Source organism: Pseudomonas gozinkensis (genome assembly GCF_014863585.1).
GTDB lineage: Bacteria > Pseudomonadota > Gammaproteobacteria > Pseudomonadales > Pseudomonadaceae > Aquipseudomonas > Aquipseudomonas gozinkensis.
Map to the genome: position 1 here is coordinate 952,600 of NZ_CP062253.1, position 21,228 is coordinate 973,827.

Genomic DNA, 21,228 nt, shown 5'->3' on the forward strand with positions numbered 1-21,228 from the left:
TGCCGACTGACCTGCGGATTTGAGTGACAAACCCATGCCAAAACGTACAGACATTAAAAGCATCCTGATTCTCGGCGCTGGCCCGATCGTTATCGGCCAGGCCTGCGAATTCGACTACTCCGGCGCCCAGGCTTGCAAAGCCCTGCGCGAAGAGGGTTACCGCGTCATCCTGGTGAACTCCAACCCGGCCACCATCATGACCGACCCGGACATGGCCGACGCGACCTACATCGAACCGATCAAATGGCAGACCGTTGCCAAGATCATCGAAAAAGAGCGTCCGGATGCCGTGCTGCCAACCATGGGCGGCCAGACTGCTCTGAACTGCGCCCTGGACCTGGAGCGCGAAGGCGTTCTGGAGAAGTTCGGCGTAGAGATGATCGGTGCCAACGCCGACACCATCGACAAGGCTGAAGACCGCTCGCGTTTCGACAAGGCGATGAAAGCCATCGGCCTGGAATGCCCGCGTTCCGGTATCGCCCACAGCATGGAAGAAGCCAACGCGGTGCTCGAGCGCCTGGGCTTCCCGTGCATCATCCGTCCGTCCTTCACCATGGGCGGCACCGGTGGCGGTATCGCTTACAACCGTGAAGAGTTCGAAGAAATCTGCGCCCGTGGTCTGGACCTTTCGCCAACCAAGGAACTGCTGATCGACGAATCCCTGATCGGCTGGAAAGAATATGAAATGGAAGTTGTCCGCGACAAAAAGGACAACTGCATCATCGTCTGCTCGATCGAGAACTTCGACCCGATGGGCGTGCACACCGGTGACTCGATCACCGTTGCCCCGGCTCAGACCCTGACCGACAAGGAATACCAGATCCTGCGTAACGCCTCGCTGGCGGTACTGCGCGAGATCGGTGTCGAGACCGGCGGTTCCAACGTTCAGTTCGGTATCTGCCCGGACACCGGCCGCATGGTCGTGATCGAAATGAACCCGCGTGTATCGCGTTCGTCGGCTCTGGCCTCGAAAGCCACCGGTTTCCCGATCGCCAAGGTCGCGGCCAAACTGGCAGTCGGCTACACCCTCGACGAGCTGTCGAACGACATCACCGGCGGCAAGACTCCGGCGTCCTTCGAGCCGTCCATCGACTACGTCGTGACCAAGCTGCCGCGCTTTGCTTTCGAGAAGTTCGCCAACGCTGACGCACGCCTGACCACTCAAATGAAGTCGGTAGGCGAAGTCATGGCCATCGGCCGTACCTTCCAGGAATCCCTGCAGAAAGCCCTGCGCGGTCTGGAAGTGGGCGTTTGCGGTCTGGACGAAAAAGTCGACCTGACCAACCCGGAAAGCATGAGCGTGCTCAAGCGCGAGCTGACCGTGCCGGGCGCCGAGCGTATCTGGTACGTGGCGGACGCCTTCCGCGCCGGCATGACCGTCGAAGACATCTTCGGCATGAACATGATCGACCCATGGTTCCTGGTGCAGATCGAAGATCTGATCAAGGACGAAGAGAAGGTCAAGACCCTCGGTCTGTCCGCTATCGACCGCGACCTGATGTTCAAGCTCAAGCGCAAAGGCTTCTCCGATCAGCGTCTGGCCAAGCTGCTGGGCGTGACCGAGAAGAACCTGCGTACGCACCGCCAAAAGCTGGAAGTGTTCCCGGTCTACAAGCGCGTTGATACCTGCGCTGCCGAGTTCGCCACCGACACCGCTTACCTCTACTCGACCTACGAGGAGGAGTGCGAAGCCGCACCGTCGGGTCGCGACAAGATCATGATTCTGGGTGGTGGTCCGAACCGTATCGGCCAAGGCATCGAGTTCGACTACTGCTGCGTACACGCCGCCCTCGCCCTGCGCGAAGACGGCTACGAAACCATCATGGTCAACTGCAACCCGGAAACCGTTTCCACTGACTACGACACTTCCGACCGTCTGTACTTCGAGCCGGTAACCCTGGAAGACGTGCTGGAAATCTGCCGCGTCGAGAAGCCGAAAGGCGTGATCGTCCAGTACGGCGGCCAGACCCCGCTGAAACTGGCTCGCGCCCTGGAAGCAGCCGGCGTGCCGATCATCGGCACCAGCCCTGACGCCATCGACCGTGCCGAAGACCGTGAGCGCTTCCAGCAAATGGTTGAGCGTCTGAACCTGCGTCAGCCGCCAAACGCCACCGTGCGCAGCGAAGACGAAGCTGTTCGCGCAGCCGCGAAGATCGGTTACCCGCTGGTGGTGCGTCCGTCCTACGTACTGGGCGGTCGGGCGATGGAAATCGTTTACAAGGAAGAAGAGCTCAAGCGTTACCTGCGTGACGCGGTGCAAGTGTCGAACGACAGCCCGGTGCTGCTCGACCACTTCCTCAACTGCGCCATCGAGATGGACGTGGATGCGGTCTGCGACGGCAAGGACGTGGTGATCGGCGCGATCATGCAGCACATCGAACAGGCGGGCGTTCACTCCGGTGACTCCGCATGCTCGCTGCCGCCGTACTCACTGCCGGCGCACATCCAGGACGAGATGCGCGAACAGGTCAAGAAAATGGCCCTGGAACTGGGCGTGGTCGGCCTGATGAACGTTCAGTTGGCGCTGCAAGGCGAAGACATCTACGTCATCGAAGTCAACCCGCGTGCTTCCCGTACCGTACCGTTCGTGTCGAAGTGCATCGGTGTTTCCCTGGCGATGATCGCAGCTCGCGTGATGGCCGGTAAAACCCTGAAGGAAATCGGCTTCACCAAAGAAATCATTCCGAACTTCTACAGCGTGAAAGAGGCGGTGTTCCCGTTCGCCAAATTCCCTGGCGTTGACCCGATCCTCGGCCCAGAGATGAAGTCCACCGGTGAAGTAATGGGCGTCGGCGACACCTTCGGCGAAGCCTTTGCCAAAGCCCAGATGGGCGCGAGTGAAGTGCTGCCGACCGGCGGTACCGCATTCATCAGCGTACGCGACGATGACAAGCCACTGGTTGCAGGCGTGGCCCGTGATCTGATCAACTTGGGCTTCGAGGTCGTCGCCACTGCCGGCACTGCCAAGCTGATCGAAGCCGCAGGCCTGAAAGTGCGTCGCGTGAACAAGGTGACAGAGGGTCGTCCGCACGTGGTCGACATGATCAAGAATGACGAAGTCACCCTGATCATCAACACCACCGAAGGTCGTCAGTCGATCGCCGATTCCTATTCCATTCGCCGTAACGCCTTGCAGCACAAGATTTACTGCACCACCACCATTGCTGCTGGCGAAGCTATCTGTGAAGCGCTGAAGTTCGGTCCCGAGAAGACCGTACGCCGCTTGCAGGATCTACACGCAGGATTGAAGGCATGAGCATAACCAAGTACCCAATGACTGTTCAGGGCGCTCGCGCCCTGGAAGAAGAACACGCTCACCTGACCAAGGTCGTTCGTCCGAAGCTCAGCCAGGACATCGGTACGGCCCGCGAGTTGGGTGACTTGAAGGAAAACGCCGAATACCATGCCGCCCGCGAACAGCAAGGCATGGTCGAGGCGCGGATCCGAGACATCGAAGGCCGGATCCAGAATCAGGTCGTGATTGATGTCACGACCATTCCTCACACAGGCAAAGTGATTTTCGGCACCACCGTTGAAATCGCCAACGTCGAGACTGATGAAAGCGTCACCTACCACATCGTGGGCGAGGATGAAGCTGACTTCAAACTCGGCAAGATTTCGGTCGGTTCGCCTCTCGCCCGTGCTTTGATCGGCAAGGAAGAAGGTGATGTGGTCGCGGTGAAAACGCCTGGTGGCGTTATCGAGTACGAGATTGTCGAAGTCCGTCACATCTGAGAGTGGGCGCCCGCTGCATGCGGGCGCGATGCTCTGGCAACTGACCCAGATGTTGTGGGTCGGAGGCCTGTGGCTGGTGCATCTCGGTCTGCGGCCGGTGCTGGGTCAAATCGGCCTGGCACCGCTGCTGATCGATGAAGTTGCAGGTACGTTTGAAGTGGCGATGGTGGGGTTTGCCGTCGCATGCGTGATATTTCAGGCTTTGGTGCTGGTACAGGCCGAGGGCCTTGCCAGTCTATGGCGGGATTTTCGCGGGCAAGTGTTGCTGATGGCGTTGTATGCGTGTGCGATGTCTGTCGCAGTGCGTGTCGGCTGGCCGGGTGCGCAGCGCTGGCAGGTGTTCAGCTTTCTTGTGTTGGGTTTTTCCGGGTTGGTGCTGGTGTTGCAGCCGGTGCCGGGATGGAGTGGCAGGGTGCGCGAAGCACACCCTTGACCCTTGCCATCACTTGAAGCGATGGACGTTCGACAGCTGCTTGTTGACGCTGAAGTTCTTGCGGTAAATCAGTGCCATTTTGCCGATGACTTGAACCAGATCGGCCTTGCCGACCTTGCACAGCTCTGCAACGGACGCCAGACGCGCCTCGCGATCAAGGATGTTGAGCTTGATCTTGATCAGCTCGTGATCTGCCAATGCGCGTTCGAGTTCGGCTAAAACACCCTCAGTCAAACCGTTGTCAGCCACAGTCAGAACTGGTTTCAGGTGGTGGCCAATGGATTTGTACTGTTTCTTCTGCTCTGGAGTGAGCGGCATAATCTGACCCTTTCGTCTGGATTCTGTAAAATGGCGGCCATTTTACCCGAGGGCTCGTGGATCCGCCCAATTAATCACGACCCTAATCAACGAGGTGCCCAATGGCGCGTTCCAAGACAAGCCTTGGTTGGCTGAAAAGACATGTCAATGACCCCTATGTGAAGCAGGCGCAGAAGGACGGTTACCGTTCGCGTGCGAGTTACAAGCTTCTGGAAGTCCAGGAAAAATACAAACTGATCCGCCCGGGCATGAGCGTCGTCGACCTCGGCGCGGCGCCCGGCGGCTGGTCGCAGGTCACCAGTCGGTTGATCGGTGGTCAGGGGCGTCTGATCGCTTCGGACATCCTGGAAATGGACAGCATTCCGGACGTGACTTTCATTCAGGGTGACTTCACTCAGGACGAAGTGCTTGCCCGGATCCTCGAAGCCGTAGGTAATTCGCAGGTGGACCTTGTGATTTCCGATATGGCCCCCAATATGAGTGGTACGCCCGAAGTGGACATGCCCAAAGCCATGTTCCTTTGCGAGTTGGCGCTTGATCTGGCAGAGCGGATACTCAAGCCGGGTGGTAATTTCCTGATCAAGATTTTTCAGGGCGAGGGGTTCGATACTTACTTGAAGGACGCTCGCAAGAAGTTCGACAAGATCCAGATGATGAAGCCGGACTCCTCTCGTGGCAGCTCTCGCGAGCAATACATGCTGGCTTGGGGCTATCGCGGTCGTAGCGAGTAAAACGAGGTTTTTTGGCGGGGTGATAGGTTTTTCGTATTTCGCCCCGCGTGCATAAGCGAATATTGTGTAGAAAGTGTTTCACAAAGGGTTACAGACGGCGCCTGCCAGAGCTGTAGGTAATGTAGTAAGTTAGGCCGGTGAATATCATGCGAAGCGCGCGCCAGTAGCGGAGCTTGCTTCAGAGGGTAGTTAATTGAACGATATGGCAAAGAATCTGATCCTGTGGTTGATCATCGCGGCTGTCCTGGTGACGGTGATGAACAACTTCTCCAGCCCTAACGAGCCGCAGACCCTCAACTATTCCGACTTCATCCAGCAGGTCAAGGATGGCAAGGTCGAGCGCGTGGCCGTCGACGGCTACGTGATTACCGGCAAACGCAACGATGGCGACAGCTTCAAGACCATTCGTCCGGCAATCCAGGACAATGGCCTGATCGGCGATCTGGTCGACAACCACGTTGTGGTCGAGGGCAAGCAGCCTGAGCAGCAAAGCATCTGGACCCAGCTTCTGGTAGCCAGCTTCCCGATCCTGGTGATCATCGCGGTGTTCATGTTCTTCATGCGCCAGATGCAGGGCGGTGCGGGCGGCAAGGGCGGGCCGATGAGCTTTGGCAAGAGCAAGGCGCGTCTGCTGTCCGAAGATCAGGTGAAAACCACCCTGGCTGACGTTGCCGGTTGCGACGAAGCCAAGGAAGAAGTGGGCGAACTGGTCGAATTCCTCCGTGATCCGGGCAAATTCCAGCGCCTGGGTGGCCGCATTCCTCGCGGCGTGCTGATGGTTGGTCCTCCGGGTACCGGTAAAACCTTGCTGGCCAAGGCAATTGCCGGCGAAGCCAAGGTGCCGTTCTTCACCATTTCCGGTTCCGACTTCGTTGAAATGTTTGTCGGTGTCGGTGCCAGCCGTGTTCGTGACATGTTCGAGCAGGCCAAGAAACACGCTCCGTGCATTATCTTCATCGACGAGATCGACGCCGTTGGTCGCCATCGTGGTGCCGGCATGGGCGGCGGTCACGACGAGCGCGAACAGACTCTCAACCAGTTGCTGGTCGAGATGGATGGTTTCGAAATGAATGACGGCATCATCGTCATCGCCGCGACCAACCGTCCTGACGTGCTGGACCCTGCGTTGCTGCGTCCTGGCCGTTTCGACCGTCAGGTGGTGGTGGGTCTGCCGGACATCCGTGGTCGCGAGCAGATCCTCAAGGTTCACATGCGTAAAGTGCCAATGGGTGACGACGTTGCTCCGGCCGTTATCGCACGTGGTACTCCGGGCTTCTCCGGTGCCGATCTGGCGAACCTGGTCAACGAGGCTTCGCTGTTCGCTGCCCGTGCCGGCAAGCGCATCGTCGAAATGAAAGAATTCGAACTGGCCAAAGACAAGATCATGATGGGCGCCGAGCGCAAATCCATGGTCATGTCCGAGAAGGAAAAGCAGAACACCGCTTATCACGAAGCAGGCCACGCTATCGTTGGTCGCGTCGTGCCCGAGCATGATCCGGTCTACAAGGTGTCGATCATCCCGCGCGGTCGTGCGCTGGGTGTGACCATGTTCCTGCCGGAAGAAGATCGTTACAGCCTGTCCAAGCGTGCGCTGATCAGTCAGATCTGCTCGCTGTACGGCGGTCGTATTGCTGAAGAAATGACGTTGGGCTTTGACGGTGTGACCACTGGTGCCTCCAACGACATCATGCGTGCGAGTCAGATTGCGCGAAACATGGTGACCAAGTGGGGCCTGTCGGAAAAACTCGGTCCGTTGATGTACGCCGAAGAAGAGGGTGAAGTATTCCTCGGTCGCGGCGGTGGCGGTCAGAATGCAAGCTTCTCCGGTGAGACAGCCAAGCTGATCGACTCCGAAGTGCGCAGCATCATTGATCAGTGCTACGGCACGGCCAAGCAGATCCTTACGGACAATCGCGACAAGCTCGATGCCATGGCGGATGCCTTGATGAAGTACGAGACGATTGACGCCGAACAGATTGACGACATTATGGCCGGTCGTACACCTCGCGAGCCTCGCGACTGGTCGGGTGGCACCGGTACTGGTACGCCTCCTGTCATTCAGGGCGAGCGTCCGGAAACACCGATTGGCGGTCCGGCTGCCGACGTTTAAGGTTTGAAATGACTTCTGTACAGTCCCTGACCCGGTTGCCTTGCGGCAACCGGGTTCTTGATTTGGCCCGGACGCATGTCATGGGCATTCTCAATGTCACTCCCGATTCCTTTTCCGACGGTGGCCGATACAGCCAGCGCGATGCGGCCTTGCGTCATGCCGAAGCCATGGTTGCGGCGGGTGCGACACTGATCGATGTGGGTGGGGAGTCGACCCGGCCAGGCGCGCGGGCGGTTTCTCCTTTGGAGGAGCTGGAGCGTGTCGCTCCCATCGTCGAGCTGATCAACCGCGAACTGGATGTAGTCATATCGGTCGATACCTCCACCCCGGCGGTCATGCGCGAAACGGCGCGGCTGGGTGCTGGCTTGATCAATGATGTTCGTTCGCTGCGGCGGGATGGCGCGCTGGATGCTGCTGCTGCCACCGGTTTGCCTGTGTGTCTCATGCATATGCTCGGCGAGCCTGGAGATATGCAGGATGACCCGCGTTATCAGGATGTCACCCGGGAAGTGGGTGAGTTTCTTGCCGAACGCATGGCTCAATGTGAGGTGGCAGGCATTCCAGCCGAGCGGGTCATTCTCGATCCGGGCTTCGGCTTCGCCAAAACCCTGCAGCACAATCTAAGCTTGTTCAAGCATATGGAAGCCCTGCATGCGCTGGGGCGGCCACTGTTGGTGGGTGTTTCGCGCAAAAGCATGATCGGCCATGCTTTGAATCGCCCGGTGGGCGAGCGTCTATACGGTGGTTTGGCACTGGCTGCACTGGCGTCGGTGAAAGGTGCGCGTATATTGCGCGTCCATGATGTGGCGGAAACGGTGGACGTGGTGCGAATGCTCGCGGCCGTGGAATCAGCCGAATAAGAATGATGGAGCACTTATGAGCAAGAAATACTTTGGTACTGACGGCATTCGTGGTCGTGTCGGGGAATACCCGATTACTCCTGACTTCATGCTCAAGCTCGGCTGGGCTGCCGGTATGGCCTTTCGCAAGATGGGCGCCTGCAAGGTGCTGGTCGGCAAGGACACGCGGATTTCCGGCTACATGTTCGAATCGGCACTTGAGGCCGGCCTGACATCCGCGGGTGCTGATGTGATGCTGCTCGGCCCGATGCCGACTCCGGCCATCGCCTATCTGTCGCGTACGTTCCAGGCTGAGGCCGGGATCGTGATCAGCGCATCGCACAATCCGCATGACGATAACGGCATCAAGTTTTTCTCCGGTAAGGGCACCAAGCTGCCTGATGAGCTGGAGCTGATGATCGAAGAATTGCTCGATACGCCAATGACCGTTGTCGAGTCGAGCAAGATCGGCAAGGTGTCGCGAATCAATGACGCGTCCGGTCGCTATATCGAGTTCTGCAAGAGCTCTGTGCCGACCGGCACCAGTTTCTCGGGCTTGAAGATTGTCATCGACTGCGCACACGGTGCCACCTATAAGGTTGCTCCGAGTGTTTTCCGTGAGCTGGGCGCCGAGGTCGTTGTTTTGTCGGCTCAGCCTAACGGCCTGAACATCAATGACAACTGTGGCTCCACGCACATGGGGCAATTGCAGGCGGCGGTGTTGTCCGAGCATGCGGATCTGGGTATCGCTTTCGATGGCGATGGTGATCGGGTGCTGATGGTCGATCACACTGGTGCGATTGTCGATGGTGACGAGCTGCTGTACATCATTGCGCGCGATCTGCATGGGCGCGGCAAGTTGCAGGGCGGTGTGGTCGGTACCTTGATGAGTAACCTCGGGCTTGAGCTCGCGCTCGCAGATCTGGGTATTCCTTTCGTGCGTGCCAATGTCGGTGACCGCTATGTGATCGCCGAACTGCTGGAGCGTAACTGGCTGGTGGGGGGGGAAAATTCGGGGCATGTCGTGTGCTTCAATCACACCACCACGGGTGATGCGATCATCGCGGCTTTGCAGGTGCTGATGGCGCTGAAGACGCGTAACGAGGGGCTTGCTCAAACTCGCCAGGCGTTGCGCAAGTGTCCGCAGGTGCTGATCAACGTGCGTTTCGGTGGGGGCGAAAGCCCGCTGGAACACCCGGCTGTCAAGGAAGCGAGTGCGCGCGTAACCCAGGCGATGGCGGGTCGTGGTCGTGTGCTTTTGCGCAAGTCCGGGACAGAGCCTCTGGTGCGTGTGATGGTCGAAGGCGAGGACGAAACCCAGGTTCGTGGCTATGCCGAAGAACTGGCAAAACTGGTAACTGAAGTTTCTGCCTGATTCGGCTTGCCAGCCATGATTGTGTTGGGTAACATCTGCGCCCACTTTGACCGACGAGGTACAGCATGCGTCGCCCTATGGTAGCTGGTAACTGGAAGATGCACGGTACCCGCGCCAGCGTCGCTGAGCTGATCAACGGCCTTCGTCATCTGGCCTTGCCAAGCGGTGTTGATGTCGCGGTATTCCCGCCTTGCTTGTATATCAATCAAGTGATTGATGGCTTGAAAGGTAAGTCGATTTCGGTCGGTGCGCAGAACTCTGCGGTGGAATCCATGCAGGGTGCGTTGACGGGCGAGATTGCGCCGAGTCAGTTGGTGGATGCAGGTTGTTCCCTGGTGCTTGTCGGGCACTCCGAACGCCGCCAGATCATGGGTGAGCGAGACGGAATGCTGAATCGCAAGTTCGCAGCGGCACAGGCATGTGGCTTGATTCCGGTGTTGTGCGTAGGGGAAACCCTGGAGCAGCGTGAAGCCGGAAAGACTCTTGAGGTTGTCGGGCGTCAGCTGGGCAGCATCATCGAGGAGCTGGGTGTCGGTGCTTTTGCCAACGCAGTGATCGCTTACGAGCCGGTCTGGGCGATTGGCACCGGGCTGACTGCAACGCCGCAGCAGGCTCAGGATGTGCATAAGGCCATTCGCGAGCAGTTGGCGGCAGAGAATTCTGAAGTGGCACGAGGTGTGCGGCTTCTATACGGCGGCAGCGTGAAGGCGGCCAATGCGGTCGAACTGTTCGGCATGCCGGATATCGATGGGGGGCTCATTGGTGGAGCTTCCCTGAATGCAGATGAGTTCGGTGCGATTTGTCGCGCCGCGGGAAACTGAAAAAATGCTGGAAACAGTCGTAGTCGTTTTTCATCTGCTGGGTGCATTGGGCGTAGTTGCTCTGGTTTTGCTGCAGCAGGGTAAAGGTGCGGACGCTGGCGCGTCTTTCGGAGCAGGTGCTTCAAATACTGTGTTCGGAAGCCAAGGTTCCTCTACCTTTCTTAGTAAGTTTACTGCTATACTTGCCGCCGGTTTCTTCATAACCAGCTTGGGGTTAGGATACTTTGCTAAAGAGAAGGCTCATCAGCTGACTCAAGCAGGTTTGCCAAATCCGGCAGTGTTGGAAGTTCCAAAGCAACAACCGGCTTCTGATGATGTCCCGGTGCTTCAAGAGCAAAAGTCGGCTACTCCAGCGACTGACGTACCTCCAGCTCAAGAGCAGAAGTAAGAAGGGTTTCAAACGTAGTATTGCCGAGGTGGTGGAATTGGTAGACACGCAACCTTGAGGTGGTTGTGCCCATAGGGTGTAGGGGTTCGAGTCCCCTTCTCGGTACCAATTAGTCAGGAGAGCCCGCTGTTGCGGGCTTTCTTGCAGGTGGAAGGTTACATTGACCCTATAAGGGATCGGTCGTATACTTCCGCCCCAGCTTTGTCGCGGGGTGGAGCAGTCTGGTAGCTCGTCGGGCTCATAACCCGAAGGTCGTCGGTTCAAATCCGGCCCCCGCAACCAGTTTAAGGAGCCCCTTTTAAGGGGCTTTTTGTTAGCTGGACACTTTCAACGCCGCTGTTCGACGGCGTTTCAAGGATGGGCGTTTCGCCCATTTTTTTATTTTGCATAGCATGCACATACATGCACGAGGGGGTTCAGGTGTCGAGCAAGCTAGAAGAGTTGCAGGCCTTGCTGGCCCCGGTGGTCGTGGCCCTAGGCTATGAATGCTGGGGTATTGAGTTTTCGGCTCAAGGTCGCCACTCAATGTTGCGCGTTTATATCGATAAGGAAGGCGGCGTACTGGTGGACGATTGTGCCATCGTCAGCCGTCAGATCAGCGGTGTGCTGGATGTTGAAGATCCGATCTCCGTTGAATACACCCTTGAAGTTTCCTCGCCAGGCATGGAACGCCCACTGTTCACTCTTGAGCAGTTTGCCAAATATGTCGGTGAACAAGTGAAGATCAAGCTGCGCTCGCCTTTTGAAGGTCGACGCAACTTTCAGGGCCTTCTGCGCGGTGTAGAAGAGCAGGACGTCGTGGTGCAGGTAGATGACCATGAGTTCCTGTTGCCGATCGATATGATCGACAAGGCCAACATTATTCCCAGTTTTGACTGAGACGCGGATCCCGCGGATCCAATGGCTTGCGAAAGGCGAGGCGTACGATGAGCAAAGAAGTACTGCTGGTTGTTGAGTCGGTATCCAATGAAAAGGGTGTACCGGCAAGCGTAATTTTTGAAGCGCTGGAGCTGGCTCTGGCCACTGCTACCAAAAAGCGTTTTGAAGACGAAGTTGATCTGCGTGTGGAAATCAACCGCCACACCGGTTCTTACGAAACTTTCCGTCGCTGGACGGTCGTCGAAGAGAATGATCTCGATGATCCGGCCATCGAAACCTGGCCGAGCAAGGTTGCTGAAACGCACCCTGGCGCCAAGGTTGGCGACGTCGTTGAAGAAAAGATCGAGTCCATCGAGTTCGGCCGCATCGCTGCGCAGACTGCCAAGCAGGTCATCGTGCAGAAAGTGCGCGAAGCCGAGCGCGCTCAAGTGGTTGACGCTTATCGCGAGCGCCTGGGAGAAATCATCTCCGGCACCGTGAAGAAAGTGACCCGTGACAACGTGATCGTCGACCTGGGTAATAACGCTGAAGCGTTGCTGGCCCGTGAAGACATCATCTCTCGCGAAACCTTCCGTGTTGGCGTGCGTCTGCGTGCGCTGCTCAAGGAAATCCGCACCGAGAATCGCGGCCCTCAGCTGATCCTGTCGCGTACCGCGCCGGAAATGCTGATCGAGCTGTTCCGTATCGAAGTGCCGGAAATCGCTGAAGGCCTGATCGAAGTCATGGCCGCATCCCGTGATCCGGGTTCGCGTGCCAAGATCGCTGTCCGCTCCAAGGACAAACGCATCGACCCGCAAGGCGCGTGCATCGGTATGCGCGGTTCGCGCGTCCAGGCCGTGTCGGGCGAGTTGGGTGGCGAGCGTGTCGACATCGTCCTGTGGGACGACAATCCGGCTCAGTTCGTGATCAATGCCATGTCGCCGGCAGAAGTGGCGGCCATCATCGTTGACGAAGATGCCCATGCCATGGACATCGCCGTTGGCGCAGACAATCTGGCTCAGGCCATCGGTCGTGGTGGTCAGAACGTGCGTCTGGCGAGCCAGCTGACTGGCTGGACCCTGAACGTGATGACCGAATCGGACATCCAGGCTAAGCAACAAGCGGAAACCGGCGACATCCTGCGCAACTTCATCGACGAGCTGGAAGTCGACGAAGAGCTGGCTCAGGTTCTGGTAGACGAAGGCTTCACCAGCCTGGAAGAGATTGCCTACGTACCGTTGGAAGAAATGCTCAACATCGACGGCTTTGACGAAGACATCGTCAACGAGCTTCGCGCTCGTGCCAAGGATCGTTTGTTGACCAAAGCCATCGCTACTGAGGAAAAGCTGGCAGACGCCCATCCGGCCGAAGACCTGCTCTCGCTTGAGGGTATGGACAAGGATTTGGCGATGGAACTGGCGGTGCGCGGCGTAATTACCCGCGAAGACCTGGCCGAGCAGTCTATTGACGACCTGCTCGACATCGACGGCATTGACGATGATCGTGCCGGCAAGTTGATCATGGCCGCCCGAGCCCACTGGTTCGAGTAATTAGGCGCGGCCTGAGGAGAGAAGTGCATGACGCAAGTCACGGTGAAACAACTGGCCGATGAGGTCAAAACACCGGTAGAGCGCCTGTTGCAGCAGATGCGTGAGGCAGGTCTGCCGCACACCGCCGCCGAAGAAAATGTGACTGACAGTGAGAAGCAATCCCTGCTGACCCACTTGAAAAGCAGCCACAAGGCGAAAGTGGAAGAACCACGCAAGATCACGCTGCAGCGTAAAACCACCAGCACCCTGCGTGTGGCTGGCAGCAAAAGCATCAGCGTTGAAGTCCGCAAGAAGAAAGTTTTCGTACAGCGTAGCCCGGAAGAAATCGAAGCCGAGCGCAAGCGTGAACTGGATGAACGTCGCGCAGTAGAAAATGCTGCCCGTCAGAAGGCTGAAGAAGAAGCCCGCGTTCGCGCCGAAGAAGAAGCGCGTCGCCAGCCTGCTGCGCCGTCCGCTCCTGCCGAAGCCGTCGCTGCTCCTGCGCCAGTGGCCGAACCTGTGCGCGAAGCCGCGCCGGTTGTTGCTGCTGCGCCAGCTGCCGACACTCGCAAGCGTGACGAACAGCGCCGTCCGGACAAACCACGTGCCGACGACAACAACCGTCGTGGCGGTGGTGATGGCGAGCGCAAAAACGCTCCGCATCGCGCATCGGTCAAGGAAAAGGCACCGGCTCCACGTGTGGCGCCACGCACTACCGACGAAGAAAGCGATGGCTTCCGTCGCGGCGGTCGCGGCAAGGCCAAGCTGAAGAAGCGCAACGCCCACGGTTTCCAGAGCCCGACCGGCCCTGTGGTGCGTGAAGTGAAGATCGGCGAAACCATCACTGTTGGCGATCTCGCCCAGCAGATGTCGGTGAAGGCTGCCGAAATCATCAAGTTCATGTTCAAGCTGGGCACCCCGGCCACCATCAACCAGGTACTGGATCAGGAAACTGCCCAACTGGTCGCCGAAGAACTGGGCCACAAAGTGACCCTGGTCAGCGACACCGCCCTGGAAGACTCCCTGGCCGAGTCCCTGAAGTTTGAAGGTGAAGCGGTTCCTCGTGCGCCGGTTGTGACCGTAATGGGTCACGTCGACCACGGTAAGACCTCGCTGCTCGACTACATCCGTCGTGCCAAGGTAGCTGCTGGCGAAGCCGGCGGTATCACCCAGCACATCGGTGCATACCACGTTGAAACCGAACGCGGCATGGTCACCTTCCTCGACACCCCGGGTCACGCCGCGTTTACCGCCATGCGTGCCCGTGGTGCCAAGGCGACCGACATCGTGATCCTGGTGGTTGCGGCGGACGACGGCGTGATGCCACAAACCATCGAAGCCGTTCAGCACGCTGTCGCTGCTGGCGTTCCGCTGGTGGTTGCGGTGAACAAGATCGACAAGCCGGGTGCAGATCTCGATCGCATCCGTAGCGAACTGTCGGCCCACGGCGTGACTTCTGAAGACTGGGGTGGCGACACTCCATTCGTTCCGGTTTCCGCGAAGATGGGTACCGGCGTTGACGAACTGCTTGAAGCTGTATTGCTGCAGGCTGAAGTTCTCGAACTGACCGCCACTCCATCGGCGCCTGGCCGTGGTGTCGTGGTTGAATCGCGTCTCGACAAGGGCCGTGGCCCGGTGGCGACTGTTCTGGTTCAGGACGGTACGCTGCGTCAAGGTGACATGGTGCTGGTCGGCTCGAACTATGGCCGCGTGCGCGCCATGCTCGACGAGAACGGCAAGCCGATCAAGGAAGCGGGCCCGGCCATTCCGGTCGAGATCCTCGGCCTGGACGGTACGCCTGACGCTGGCGACGAGATGAGCGTGGTTGCCGACGAGAAGAAAGCCCGTGAAGTGGCTCTGTTCCGTCAAGGCAAGTTCCGCGAAGTCAAACTGGCTCGCGCTCACGCCGGCAAGCTGGAAAACATCTTCGAAAGCATGGGTCAGGAAGAGAAGAAGACGCTCAACATCGTCCTCAAATCCGACGTCCGTGGTTCGCTGGAAGCCTTGCAGGGCGCTCTGAATGGCCTGGGCAACGACGAAGTGCAAGTGCGCGTGGTCGGTGGCGGCGTCGGTGGTATTACCGAATCCGATGCCAACCTGGCACTGGCTTCCAACGCTGTACTGTTCGGCTTCAACGTGCGTGCCGATGCCGGCGCACGGAAGATCGTCGAGCAGGAAGGTCTGGACATGCGTTACTACAACGTGATCTACGACATCATCGAAGACGTCAAGAAAGCCCTGACCGGTATGCTTGGCAGCGACGTTCGCGAGAACATCCTCGGTGTGGCCGAAGTCCGTGACGTGTTCCGTTCGCCTAAGTTCGGCGCCATCGCTGGCTGCATGGTGATCGAGGGTACTGTTCACCGTAACCGTCCGATCCGTGTACTGCGTGAAGACATCGTGATCTTCGAAGGCGAGCTGGAATCCCTGCGCCGCTTCAAGGATGACGCTTCCGAAGTACGTGCCGGCATGGAATGCGGTATCGGCGTGAAGAGCTACAACGACGTCAAAGTCGGCGACAAGATCGAAGTCTTCGAGAAGGTTCAGGTTGCTCGCAGCCTCTGACTCGCGCACTTCAAGGGCCACGTCGGGCCGTCGCATGCAAGTGCGCGGCACGGCGTCAGGACTCTAAACGCAACGCCCGGTCTGGCTTTTGTCAGGCCGGGCGTTTGCCGCTTTCAGACCTTGCGGGTTTCACCGCGGGGCAGTAACAGGTAACAAATCATGGCAAAAGAATACAGCCGTACCCAACGTATCGGCGATCAGATGCAGCGTGAGCTGGCCCAACTGATCCGTCGTGAAGTCAAAGACCCGCGCGTCGGCCTGGTCACCATTACCGCTGTTGAAGTCAGCCGTGACGTCGGTCACGCGAAGATCTTCATCACCGTGATGGGGCAGGACAACGCCGAAGACATCGCGCAAAGCATCAAGGTGCTCAACGCTGCCGCCGGTTTCCTGCGCATGCAGCTGGCCCGTGAAATGAAGCTGCGCAGCGTGCCGCAATTGCACTTCCACTACGACGAAAGCGTCGTGCGTGGTGCGCACTTGTCGGCCCTGATCGAGCGTGCCGTGGCTGAGGACAATCAGCACGTGGCTGCGGCAGAACCCGAAGACACCAAGGAGTAACTCGGTGGCTCAGGTCAAACGTATCCGTCGTAACGTCAGCGGCATCATCCTGCTCGACAAGCCGCTGGGGTTCACCTCCAACGCCGCGTTGCAGAAGGTTCGCTGGTTGCTCAACGCCGAGAAGGCCGGTCACACCGGCAGTCTCGACCCACTGGCCACCGGCGTTCTGCCGCTGTGCTTTGGCGAGGCGACCAAGTTCTCGCAGTACCTGCTCGATTCCGACAAGGGTTATGAAACCTTGGCGCAACTGGGCAAGACCACCACCACGGCGGACGCCGAAGGTGAGGTTTTGCAGGAGCGTCCGGTGACCGTTGGTCAGGCCGACATTGAAGCGATTCTGCCGAAATTTCGCGGGCAAATCAGTCAGATACCGCCGATGTACTCCGCTCTCAAGCGTGATGGCCAGCCGCTGTACAAGTTGGCCCGTGCAGGCGAAGTAGTGGAGCGTGAACCGCGTTCTGTTACTATTGCGCGCTTGGAATTGCTGGCCTTCGAAGGCGATACTGCGCGTCTTGCGGTGGACTGCAGCAAGGGCACCTATATTCGCACCCTGGTGGAGGATATCGGTGAGCAACTCGGTTGTGGTGCGTACGTCGCTGAATTGCGTCGTACCCAGGCCGGGCCTTTCACCCTGGCGCAGACCGTGACCCTCGAAGAGCTGGAAGCGGTACATGCCGAAGGCGGCAACGAAGCGGTCGACCGCTTCCTGATGCCATCGGACAGCGGCCTGCAGGATTGGCCGTTGCTGCAGTTCTCGGAAGCGAGCGCGTTCTACTGGCTCAACGGCCAGCCGGTACGTGCCCCGGATGCTCCGAAGTTCGGCATGGTGCGGGTACAGGATCACAACGGTCGCTTCATCGGTATCGGTGAAGTGAGCGAAGACGGGCGTATCGCGCCGCGTCGACTGATTCGGTCAGAATGACCGGAAACCGGTCTGTGTAACAGCAGGCCGGCGAGTGTGGCTGTCAACAGGCACGGTCACTACTCCTTTATAGATACAGGGATTTGTCCCTGGCCTGTTGAAACTGTTTTTGAAACAGTTTCCTGATAAAAGGATTGCCTCATGGCTCTCGACGTTCAAGAAAAAGCTCAAATCGTTGCCGACTACCAGCAAGCTGTTGGTGACACTGGTTCGCCAGAAGTGCAAGTTGCACTGCTGACCGCCAACATCAACAAACTGCAAGGTCACTTCAAGGCCAACGGTAAAGACCACCACTCCCGTCGTGGTCTGATCCGCATGGTAAACCAGCGTCGCAAGCTGCTGGACTACCTGAAAGGCAAGGACGTGAGCCGTTACAGCGCTCTGATCGCTCGCCTGGGTCTGCGTCGCTAATCAGCGATTGCGCTTTGAGGTTGGTTGTCTGTCAGACGTCAGCGGGTTTCCGCCGGCGCCTGGCAGGCTCCCAGCCTCAAGTTTTATCTGGATACACGTTTTACCCTGGACAGGCGTCGGGCCGATTCCCGGCATTGCCCAAGAATTTCGCAAGAAACCAGTTCCCCCAAGAGCCACAAAGAAGGTAGGACACCGTGAACCCGGTAATCAAAAAATTCCAGTTCGGTCAGTCGACCGTTACCCTCGAGACTGGCCGTATCGCCCGTCAGGCCTCCGGCGCAGTATTGGTCACCGTTGACGACGACGTCAGCGTATTGGTGACCGTAGTCGGTGCCAAGCAAGCCGATCCGGGCAAGGGCTTCTTCCCTCTGTCCGTTCACTACCAGGAAAAGACTTACGCTGCCGGTAAGATCCCTGGCGGTTTCTTCAAGCGTGAAGGCCGTCCTTCCGAAAAAGAAACCCTGACTTCCCGACTGATCGACCGTCCGATCCGTCCGCTGTTCCCTGAAGGTTTCATGAACGAAGTGCAGGTTGTCTGCACCGTCGTTTCGACCAGCAAGAAGACCGATCCGGACATCGCTGCGATGATCGGTACCTCGGCTGCCCTGGCGATCTCCGGCATTCCGTTCGATGGCCCGATCGGCGCCGCTCGTGTGGCTTTCCACGAAAGCACCGGCTACCTGCTGAACCCGACCTACGAGCAGCAAGCTGCTTCGAGCCTGGACATGGTCGTGGCCGGTACTTCGGACGCCGTGCTGATGGTTGAATCGGAAGCCAAAGAGCTGACCGAAGACCAGATGCTGGGCGCGGTACTGTTTGCTCACGACGAGTTCCAGGTTGTGATCAACGCCGTTAAAGAACTGGCTGCCGAAGCTGCCAAGCCAACCTGGACCTGGGCGCCTGCTCCAGAAGCCACCGAGTTGCTGGCCGCTATCCGTTCCGAGTTCGGCGAAGCGATCTCCCAGGCCTACACCATCACCATCAAGGCCGACCGTTACGCTCGCCTGGGTGAGCTGAAGGATCAGGTTGTTGCCAAGCTGTCCGGCGAAGAAGGCCAGCCTTCGGCTTCTGACGTAAAAGCTGCTTTCGGCGAAATCGAATACCGCACCGTTCGCGAAAACATCGTTAATGGCAAGCCACGTATCGACGGTCGCGACACTCGCACCGTACGTCCACTGAACATCGAAGTCGGCGTTCTGCCGAAGACTCACGGTTCGGCCCTGTTCACCCGTGGCGAAACCCAGGCTCTGGTAGTTGCGACGCTGGGCACCGCCCGTGACGCACAACTGCTGGACACCCTGGAAGGCGAGAAAAAAGACCCGTTCATGCTGCACTACAACTTCCCTCCGTTCTCGGTGGGCGAGTGTGGTCGCATGGGTGGCGCCGGTCGTCGTGAAATCGGTCACGGCCGTCTGGCTCGTCGCTCGGTTTCGGCCATGCTGCCGGCTGCTGACGTGTTCCCGTACACCATCCGTGTGGTATCGGAAATCACCGAATCCAACGGTTCGAGCTCGATGGCTTCCGTTTGCGGCGCTTCCCTGGCCCTCATGGACGCTGGTGTTCCGATGAAGGCGCCGGTTGCCGGTATCGCCATGGGTCTGGTTAAAGAAGGCGAGAAATTCGCCGTCCTGACCGACATCCTGGGTGACGAAGACCACCTGGGCGACATGGACTTCAAAGTAGCCGGTACCGCCAAAGGTGTGACCGCGCTGCAGATGGACATCAAGATCAAGGGCATCACCGAAGAGATCATGGAAATCGCTCTGGGCCAGGCCCTGGAAGCGCGCCTGAACATCCTCGGCCAGATGAACCAGATCATCGGCCAGTCGCGTACCGAACTGTCGGCCAACGCTCCGACCATGATCGCGATGAAGATCGACACCGACAAGATCCGTGACGTTATCGGTAAAGGTGGCGCGACCATCCGTGCGATCTGCGAAGAAACCAAGGCTTCGATCGACATCGAAGACGACGGTTCGATCAAGATCTTCGGCGAAACCAAGGAAGCGGCTGAAGCAGCACGTCAGCGCGTTCTGGGTATCACCGCAGAAGCCGAGATCGGCAAGATCTACGTCGGCAAGGTTGAGCGCATCGTCGACTTCGGCGCATTCGTCAACATCCTGCCGGGCAAGGACGGTCTGGTTCACATCTCGATGCTGAGCGACGCTCGCGTAGAGAAAGTGACCGACATCCTGAAAGAAGGCCAGGAAGTGGAAGTGCTGGTACTGGACGTGGACAACCGCGGCCGTATCAAGCTGTCCATCAAAGACGTGGCAGCTGCCAAGGCTTCGGGCGTTTAATCACCCCGCAGCTCCAGCACAATGAAAATGCCCCGCCGTGAAAACGGCGGGGCATTTTTTTGTCCGTGAAATATCGGGTCATTCGGCGAAGTTGCCGACCTTCGAGACCAGTGCTAGGTTTAGCCCACCGCCCGTGTAGCTCAGCCGGTAGAGCAGCGCACTCGTAACGCGAAGGTCGCAGGTTCGATTCCTGTCTCGGGCACCACTTCCCCTTATTTCACTTTGCGGCTCAACTCCTCGACGGTGCGCTTGAGCTGATCCATCGCGCGATCCTGATCGTTGAGCTTCTGCTTCAGGCTGGAGATTTCGCTGTTGCTCGAACTGGAGCTGGAGCCGCTGTTGCGCTTGAGGTCTTCGACCTGACGGCCGAGCGTATCGAGCTGGCGATCCTGTTCCTTGACCTTGTTCTTCAGATCTTCGATCTCCCTGCCGCTGGAACTCGAGCTGGAACCGCTGCTGCGCTTGAACTCTTCGATCTGACGCGACTGCTCGTTGACAGTGTCGCGCATCTTTTTCAGCTCATCGACGCTGATGCCGCTTCTGACTACCACGTCTTTGCCGTAGTCGTTATGAAGGGCAGGGATCTGGTCGCCAAAGGACGGGCTGCTGTTACTCAGTTCAACTGCCATTGCGCTGGCCGGCAGGGCCAGCATGCCCAGCAGGGCGGTCAAAGCGGTGGCGGACACAACAGAAGAAATCTTCGAAAAGCTGCGCATCACTGGGTTTCCTTGTGAACAGCTAAGGTGAGTGCCGAGATGGCACATCGCTATGACTTGGAAATCCGGATTATGTTCCGCAGGTCAACTTTTTGTGGGAGAGATGTAAAGTCCCGTGTTATTCGCTCGCCAAACGTCCTATATTCGTTGTCTGCATGAGCATCGCCCAGCAGTTTTCAGATGATCCCGAATGGTTCCGAAGGCCGGACAATCCGTGTCAGAGAGATCCTTGATGATCCACATCCATCTTCCATTCTTACGATCAGCGAGAACGCCATGACTGAACTGACTCAAGAACAACGCCACGAACAAGCACTGGAAAAGTACAAGCTTGATGCGCCAGAGCTGATGGACGAGATCAAGGACCTGAGTCCCGATGATCAGAAGGACCAGATCCAGTGGGCGTTCGAAGACGAAGCCGAAGCCCAGGGCCTGCAACCTTGGGAATTGACACTCAAGTACACCAGCACGCCTGAGGAGTTCGAGGCCAGGCGCCTCGAGCTGCACAAGGAAGCGGCCGAGGTGTTGGGCGTCGAGTGGGATGAATACTGCGAGATGAACAATCTGGTGGTCTGAAAAAAAACGCCAGCCTCGAAAGGGCTGGCGTTTTTTATTG

The 21,228-nt window shown here is 58.2% G+C and carries 19 protein-coding genes and 3 tRNA genes; 20 read left to right on the forward strand and 2 right to left on the reverse strand.

Features of this window, described 5'->3' with window-relative positions; genetic code table 11:
* Positions 1-34 precede the first annotated feature (34 nt).
* From carB to IHQ43_RS04125, 3 genes are read left to right on the forward strand one after another with little or no spacing between them, the layout of a single operon-like run.
* The gene (gene carB, locus IHQ43_RS04115; protein ID WP_192563473.1) at positions 35-3,256 is read left to right on the forward strand and encodes a carbamoyl-phosphate synthase large subunit; all 3,222 of its coding nucleotides are present in this window, start codon (positions 35-37) and stop codon (positions 3,254-3,256) included.
* A gap of 2 nt (positions 3,257-3,258) precedes the next feature.
* On the forward strand, positions 3,259-3,735 hold the full coding sequence (gene greA / locus IHQ43_RS04120) for a transcription elongation factor GreA (protein ID WP_192564950.1): 477 nt from the start codon (positions 3,259-3,261) through the stop codon (positions 3,733-3,735).
* 28 nt (positions 3,736-3,763) lie between these two features.
* Positions 3,764-4,168, forward strand: a complete 405-nt coding sequence (locus IHQ43_RS04125) for an MFS transporter (protein WP_192563474.1) — start codon at positions 3,764-3,766, stop codon at positions 4,166-4,168.
* A 9-nt stretch (positions 4,169-4,177) separates the two neighbouring features.
* Here the strand turns inward: IHQ43_RS04125 and IHQ43_RS04130 are convergent, their stop codons facing one another.
* Positions 4,178-4,486 carry a YhbY family RNA-binding protein gene (locus IHQ43_RS04130; RefSeq protein ID WP_011332401.1) on the reverse strand — a complete coding sequence of 103 codons (309 nt, stop codon included), beginning with the start codon at positions 4,484-4,486 and terminating at the stop codon, positions 4,178-4,180.
* Positions 4,487-4,587: 101 nt separating this feature from the next.
* Here IHQ43_RS04130 and rlmE point away from each other — a divergent pair, with 101 nt between their 5' ends.
* From rlmE to IHQ43_RS04210, 16 genes are all read left to right on the forward strand, one after another.
* Positions 4,588-5,217, forward strand: coding sequence for a 23S rRNA (uridine(2552)-2'-O)-methyltransferase RlmE (gene rlmE, locus IHQ43_RS04135; RefSeq protein ID WP_192563475.1), 630 nt, complete (start codon positions 4,588-4,590; stop codon positions 5,215-5,217).
* A 202-nt stretch (positions 5,218-5,419) separates the two neighbouring features.
* Complete coding sequence (gene ftsH / locus IHQ43_RS04140; protein WP_011332403.1) at positions 5,420-7,327, forward strand: ATP-dependent zinc metalloprotease FtsH; 1,908 nt, start codon at positions 5,420-5,422, stop codon at positions 7,325-7,327.
* Between the two features lie 8 nt (positions 7,328-7,335).
* Positions 7,336-8,187 carry a dihydropteroate synthase gene (gene folP / locus IHQ43_RS04145; protein WP_192563476.1) on the forward strand — a complete coding sequence of 284 codons (852 nt, stop codon included), beginning with the start codon at positions 7,336-7,338 and terminating at the stop codon, positions 8,185-8,187.
* Between the two features lie 16 nt (positions 8,188-8,203).
* Positions 8,204-9,541, forward strand: coding sequence for a phosphoglucosamine mutase (gene glmM, locus IHQ43_RS04150; RefSeq protein ID WP_192563477.1), 1,338 nt, complete (start codon positions 8,204-8,206; stop codon positions 9,539-9,541).
* A 65-nt stretch (positions 9,542-9,606) separates the two neighbouring features.
* A complete protein-coding gene (tpiA, locus tag IHQ43_RS04155) occupies positions 9,607-10,362 on the forward strand; it encodes a triose-phosphate isomerase (protein WP_007953744.1) in 756 nt (251 codons plus the stop codon).
* Positions 10,363-10,366: 4 nt separating this feature from the next.
* A complete protein-coding gene (gene secG / locus IHQ43_RS04160; protein WP_011332406.1) occupies positions 10,367-10,750 on the forward strand; it encodes a preprotein translocase subunit SecG in 384 nt (127 codons plus the stop codon).
* A 22-nt stretch (positions 10,751-10,772) separates the two neighbouring features.
* Positions 10,773-10,858, forward strand: a tRNA-Leu gene (locus IHQ43_RS04165).
* A gap of 97 nt (positions 10,859-10,955) precedes the next feature.
* A tRNA-Met gene (locus IHQ43_RS04170) sits at positions 10,956-11,032 on the forward strand.
* A gap of 138 nt (positions 11,033-11,170) precedes the next feature.
* Entirely contained in the window at positions 11,171-11,629 is a 459-nt protein-coding gene (gene rimP / locus IHQ43_RS04175) for a ribosome maturation factor RimP (protein WP_039769696.1), read from the forward strand.
* 47 nt (positions 11,630-11,676) lie between these two features.
* Positions 11,677-13,158 carry a transcription termination factor NusA gene (gene nusA / locus IHQ43_RS04180; RefSeq protein WP_003221546.1) on the forward strand — a complete coding sequence of 494 codons (1,482 nt, stop codon included), beginning with the start codon at positions 11,677-11,679 and terminating at the stop codon, positions 13,156-13,158.
* Positions 13,159-13,185: 27 nt separating this feature from the next.
* Positions 13,186-15,702 carry a translation initiation factor IF-2 gene (gene infB / locus IHQ43_RS04185; RefSeq protein ID WP_007953742.1) on the forward strand — a complete coding sequence of 839 codons (2,517 nt, stop codon included), beginning with the start codon at positions 13,186-13,188 and terminating at the stop codon, positions 15,700-15,702.
* Between the two features lie 159 nt (positions 15,703-15,861).
* On the forward strand, positions 15,862-16,263 hold the full coding sequence (gene rbfA / locus IHQ43_RS04190; protein ID WP_007953741.1) for a 30S ribosome-binding factor RbfA: 402 nt from the start codon (positions 15,862-15,864) through the stop codon (positions 16,261-16,263).
* Positions 16,264-16,267: 4 nt separating this feature from the next.
* Positions 16,268-17,185 (forward strand): tRNA pseudouridine(55) synthase TruB, encoded by a 918-nt coding sequence (truB, locus tag IHQ43_RS04195; protein WP_192563478.1) that lies wholly within the window; start codon positions 16,268-16,270, stop codon positions 17,183-17,185.
* A gap of 141 nt (positions 17,186-17,326) precedes the next feature.
* Entirely contained in the window at positions 17,327-17,596 is a 270-nt protein-coding gene (gene rpsO, locus IHQ43_RS04200; protein WP_011332409.1) for a 30S ribosomal protein S15, read from the forward strand.
* A 194-nt stretch (positions 17,597-17,790) separates the two neighbouring features.
* Positions 17,791-19,896 carry a polyribonucleotide nucleotidyltransferase gene (gene pnp, locus IHQ43_RS04205; RefSeq protein ID WP_192563479.1) on the forward strand — a complete coding sequence of 702 codons (2,106 nt, stop codon included), beginning with the start codon at positions 17,791-17,793 and terminating at the stop codon, positions 19,894-19,896.
* Between the two features lie 129 nt (positions 19,897-20,025).
* Positions 20,026-20,101: transfer RNA gene (locus tag IHQ43_RS04210), tRNA-Thr, on the forward strand.
* Between the two features lie 7 nt (positions 20,102-20,108).
* On the opposite strand, the gene IHQ43_RS04215 is transcribed toward IHQ43_RS04210, so the two are convergent.
* Positions 20,109-20,612 (reverse strand): hypothetical protein, encoded by a 504-nt coding sequence (locus IHQ43_RS04215; protein ID WP_192563480.1) that lies wholly within the window; start codon positions 20,610-20,612, stop codon positions 20,109-20,111.
* Between the two features lie 276 nt (positions 20,613-20,888).
* Between IHQ43_RS04215 and IHQ43_RS04220 the strand changes: the two genes are divergently transcribed.
* Positions 20,889-21,188 carry a DUF6388 family protein gene (locus tag IHQ43_RS04220; RefSeq protein WP_192563481.1) on the forward strand — a complete coding sequence of 100 codons (300 nt, stop codon included), beginning with the start codon at positions 20,889-20,891 and terminating at the stop codon, positions 21,186-21,188.
* The last annotated feature ends 40 nt before the right edge of the window (positions 21,189-21,228 follow it).

What these genes read in the sequence shown, in the direction of transcription:
- carB (WP_192563473.1), top strand. Translation starts at nt 35, where the DNA reads ATGCCAAAACGTACAGACATTAAAAGCATCCTGATTCTCGGCGCTGGC.
- IHQ43_RS04125 (WP_192563474.1), top strand. Translation starts at nt 3,764, where the DNA reads ATGCTCTGGCAACTGACCCAGATGTTGTGGGTCGGAGGCCTGTGGCTG.
- IHQ43_RS04130 (WP_011332401.1), bottom strand. Translation starts at nt 4,486, where the DNA reads ATGCCGCTCACTCCAGAGCAGAAGAAACAGTACAAATCCATTGGCCAC.
- rlmE (WP_192563475.1), top strand. Translation starts at nt 4,588, where the DNA reads ATGGCGCGTTCCAAGACAAGCCTTGGTTGGCTGAAAAGACATGTCAAT.
- ftsH (WP_011332403.1), top strand. Translation starts at nt 5,420, where the DNA reads ATGGCAAAGAATCTGATCCTGTGGTTGATCATCGCGGCTGTCCTGGTG.
- folP (WP_192563476.1), top strand. Translation starts at nt 7,336, where the DNA reads ATGACTTCTGTACAGTCCCTGACCCGGTTGCCTTGCGGCAACCGGGTT.
- glmM (WP_192563477.1), top strand. Translation starts at nt 8,204, where the DNA reads ATGAGCAAGAAATACTTTGGTACTGACGGCATTCGTGGTCGTGTCGGG.
- tpiA (WP_007953744.1), top strand. Translation starts at nt 9,607, where the DNA reads ATGCGTCGCCCTATGGTAGCTGGTAACTGGAAGATGCACGGTACCCGC.
- secG (WP_011332406.1), top strand. Translation starts at nt 10,367, where the DNA reads ATGCTGGAAACAGTCGTAGTCGTTTTTCATCTGCTGGGTGCATTGGGC.
- nusA (WP_003221546.1), top strand. Translation starts at nt 11,677, where the DNA reads ATGAGCAAAGAAGTACTGCTGGTTGTTGAGTCGGTATCCAATGAAAAG.
- infB (WP_007953742.1), top strand. Translation starts at nt 13,186, where the DNA reads ATGACGCAAGTCACGGTGAAACAACTGGCCGATGAGGTCAAAACACCG.
- rbfA (WP_007953741.1), top strand. Translation starts at nt 15,862, where the DNA reads ATGGCAAAAGAATACAGCCGTACCCAACGTATCGGCGATCAGATGCAG.
- rpsO (WP_011332409.1), top strand. Translation starts at nt 17,327, where the DNA reads ATGGCTCTCGACGTTCAAGAAAAAGCTCAAATCGTTGCCGACTACCAG.
- IHQ43_RS04215 (WP_192563480.1), bottom strand. Translation starts at nt 20,612, where the DNA reads ATGCGCAGCTTTTCGAAGATTTCTTCTGTTGTGTCCGCCACCGCTTTG.
- IHQ43_RS04220 (WP_192563481.1), top strand. Translation starts at nt 20,889, where the DNA reads ATGACTGAACTGACTCAAGAACAACGCCACGAACAAGCACTGGAAAAG.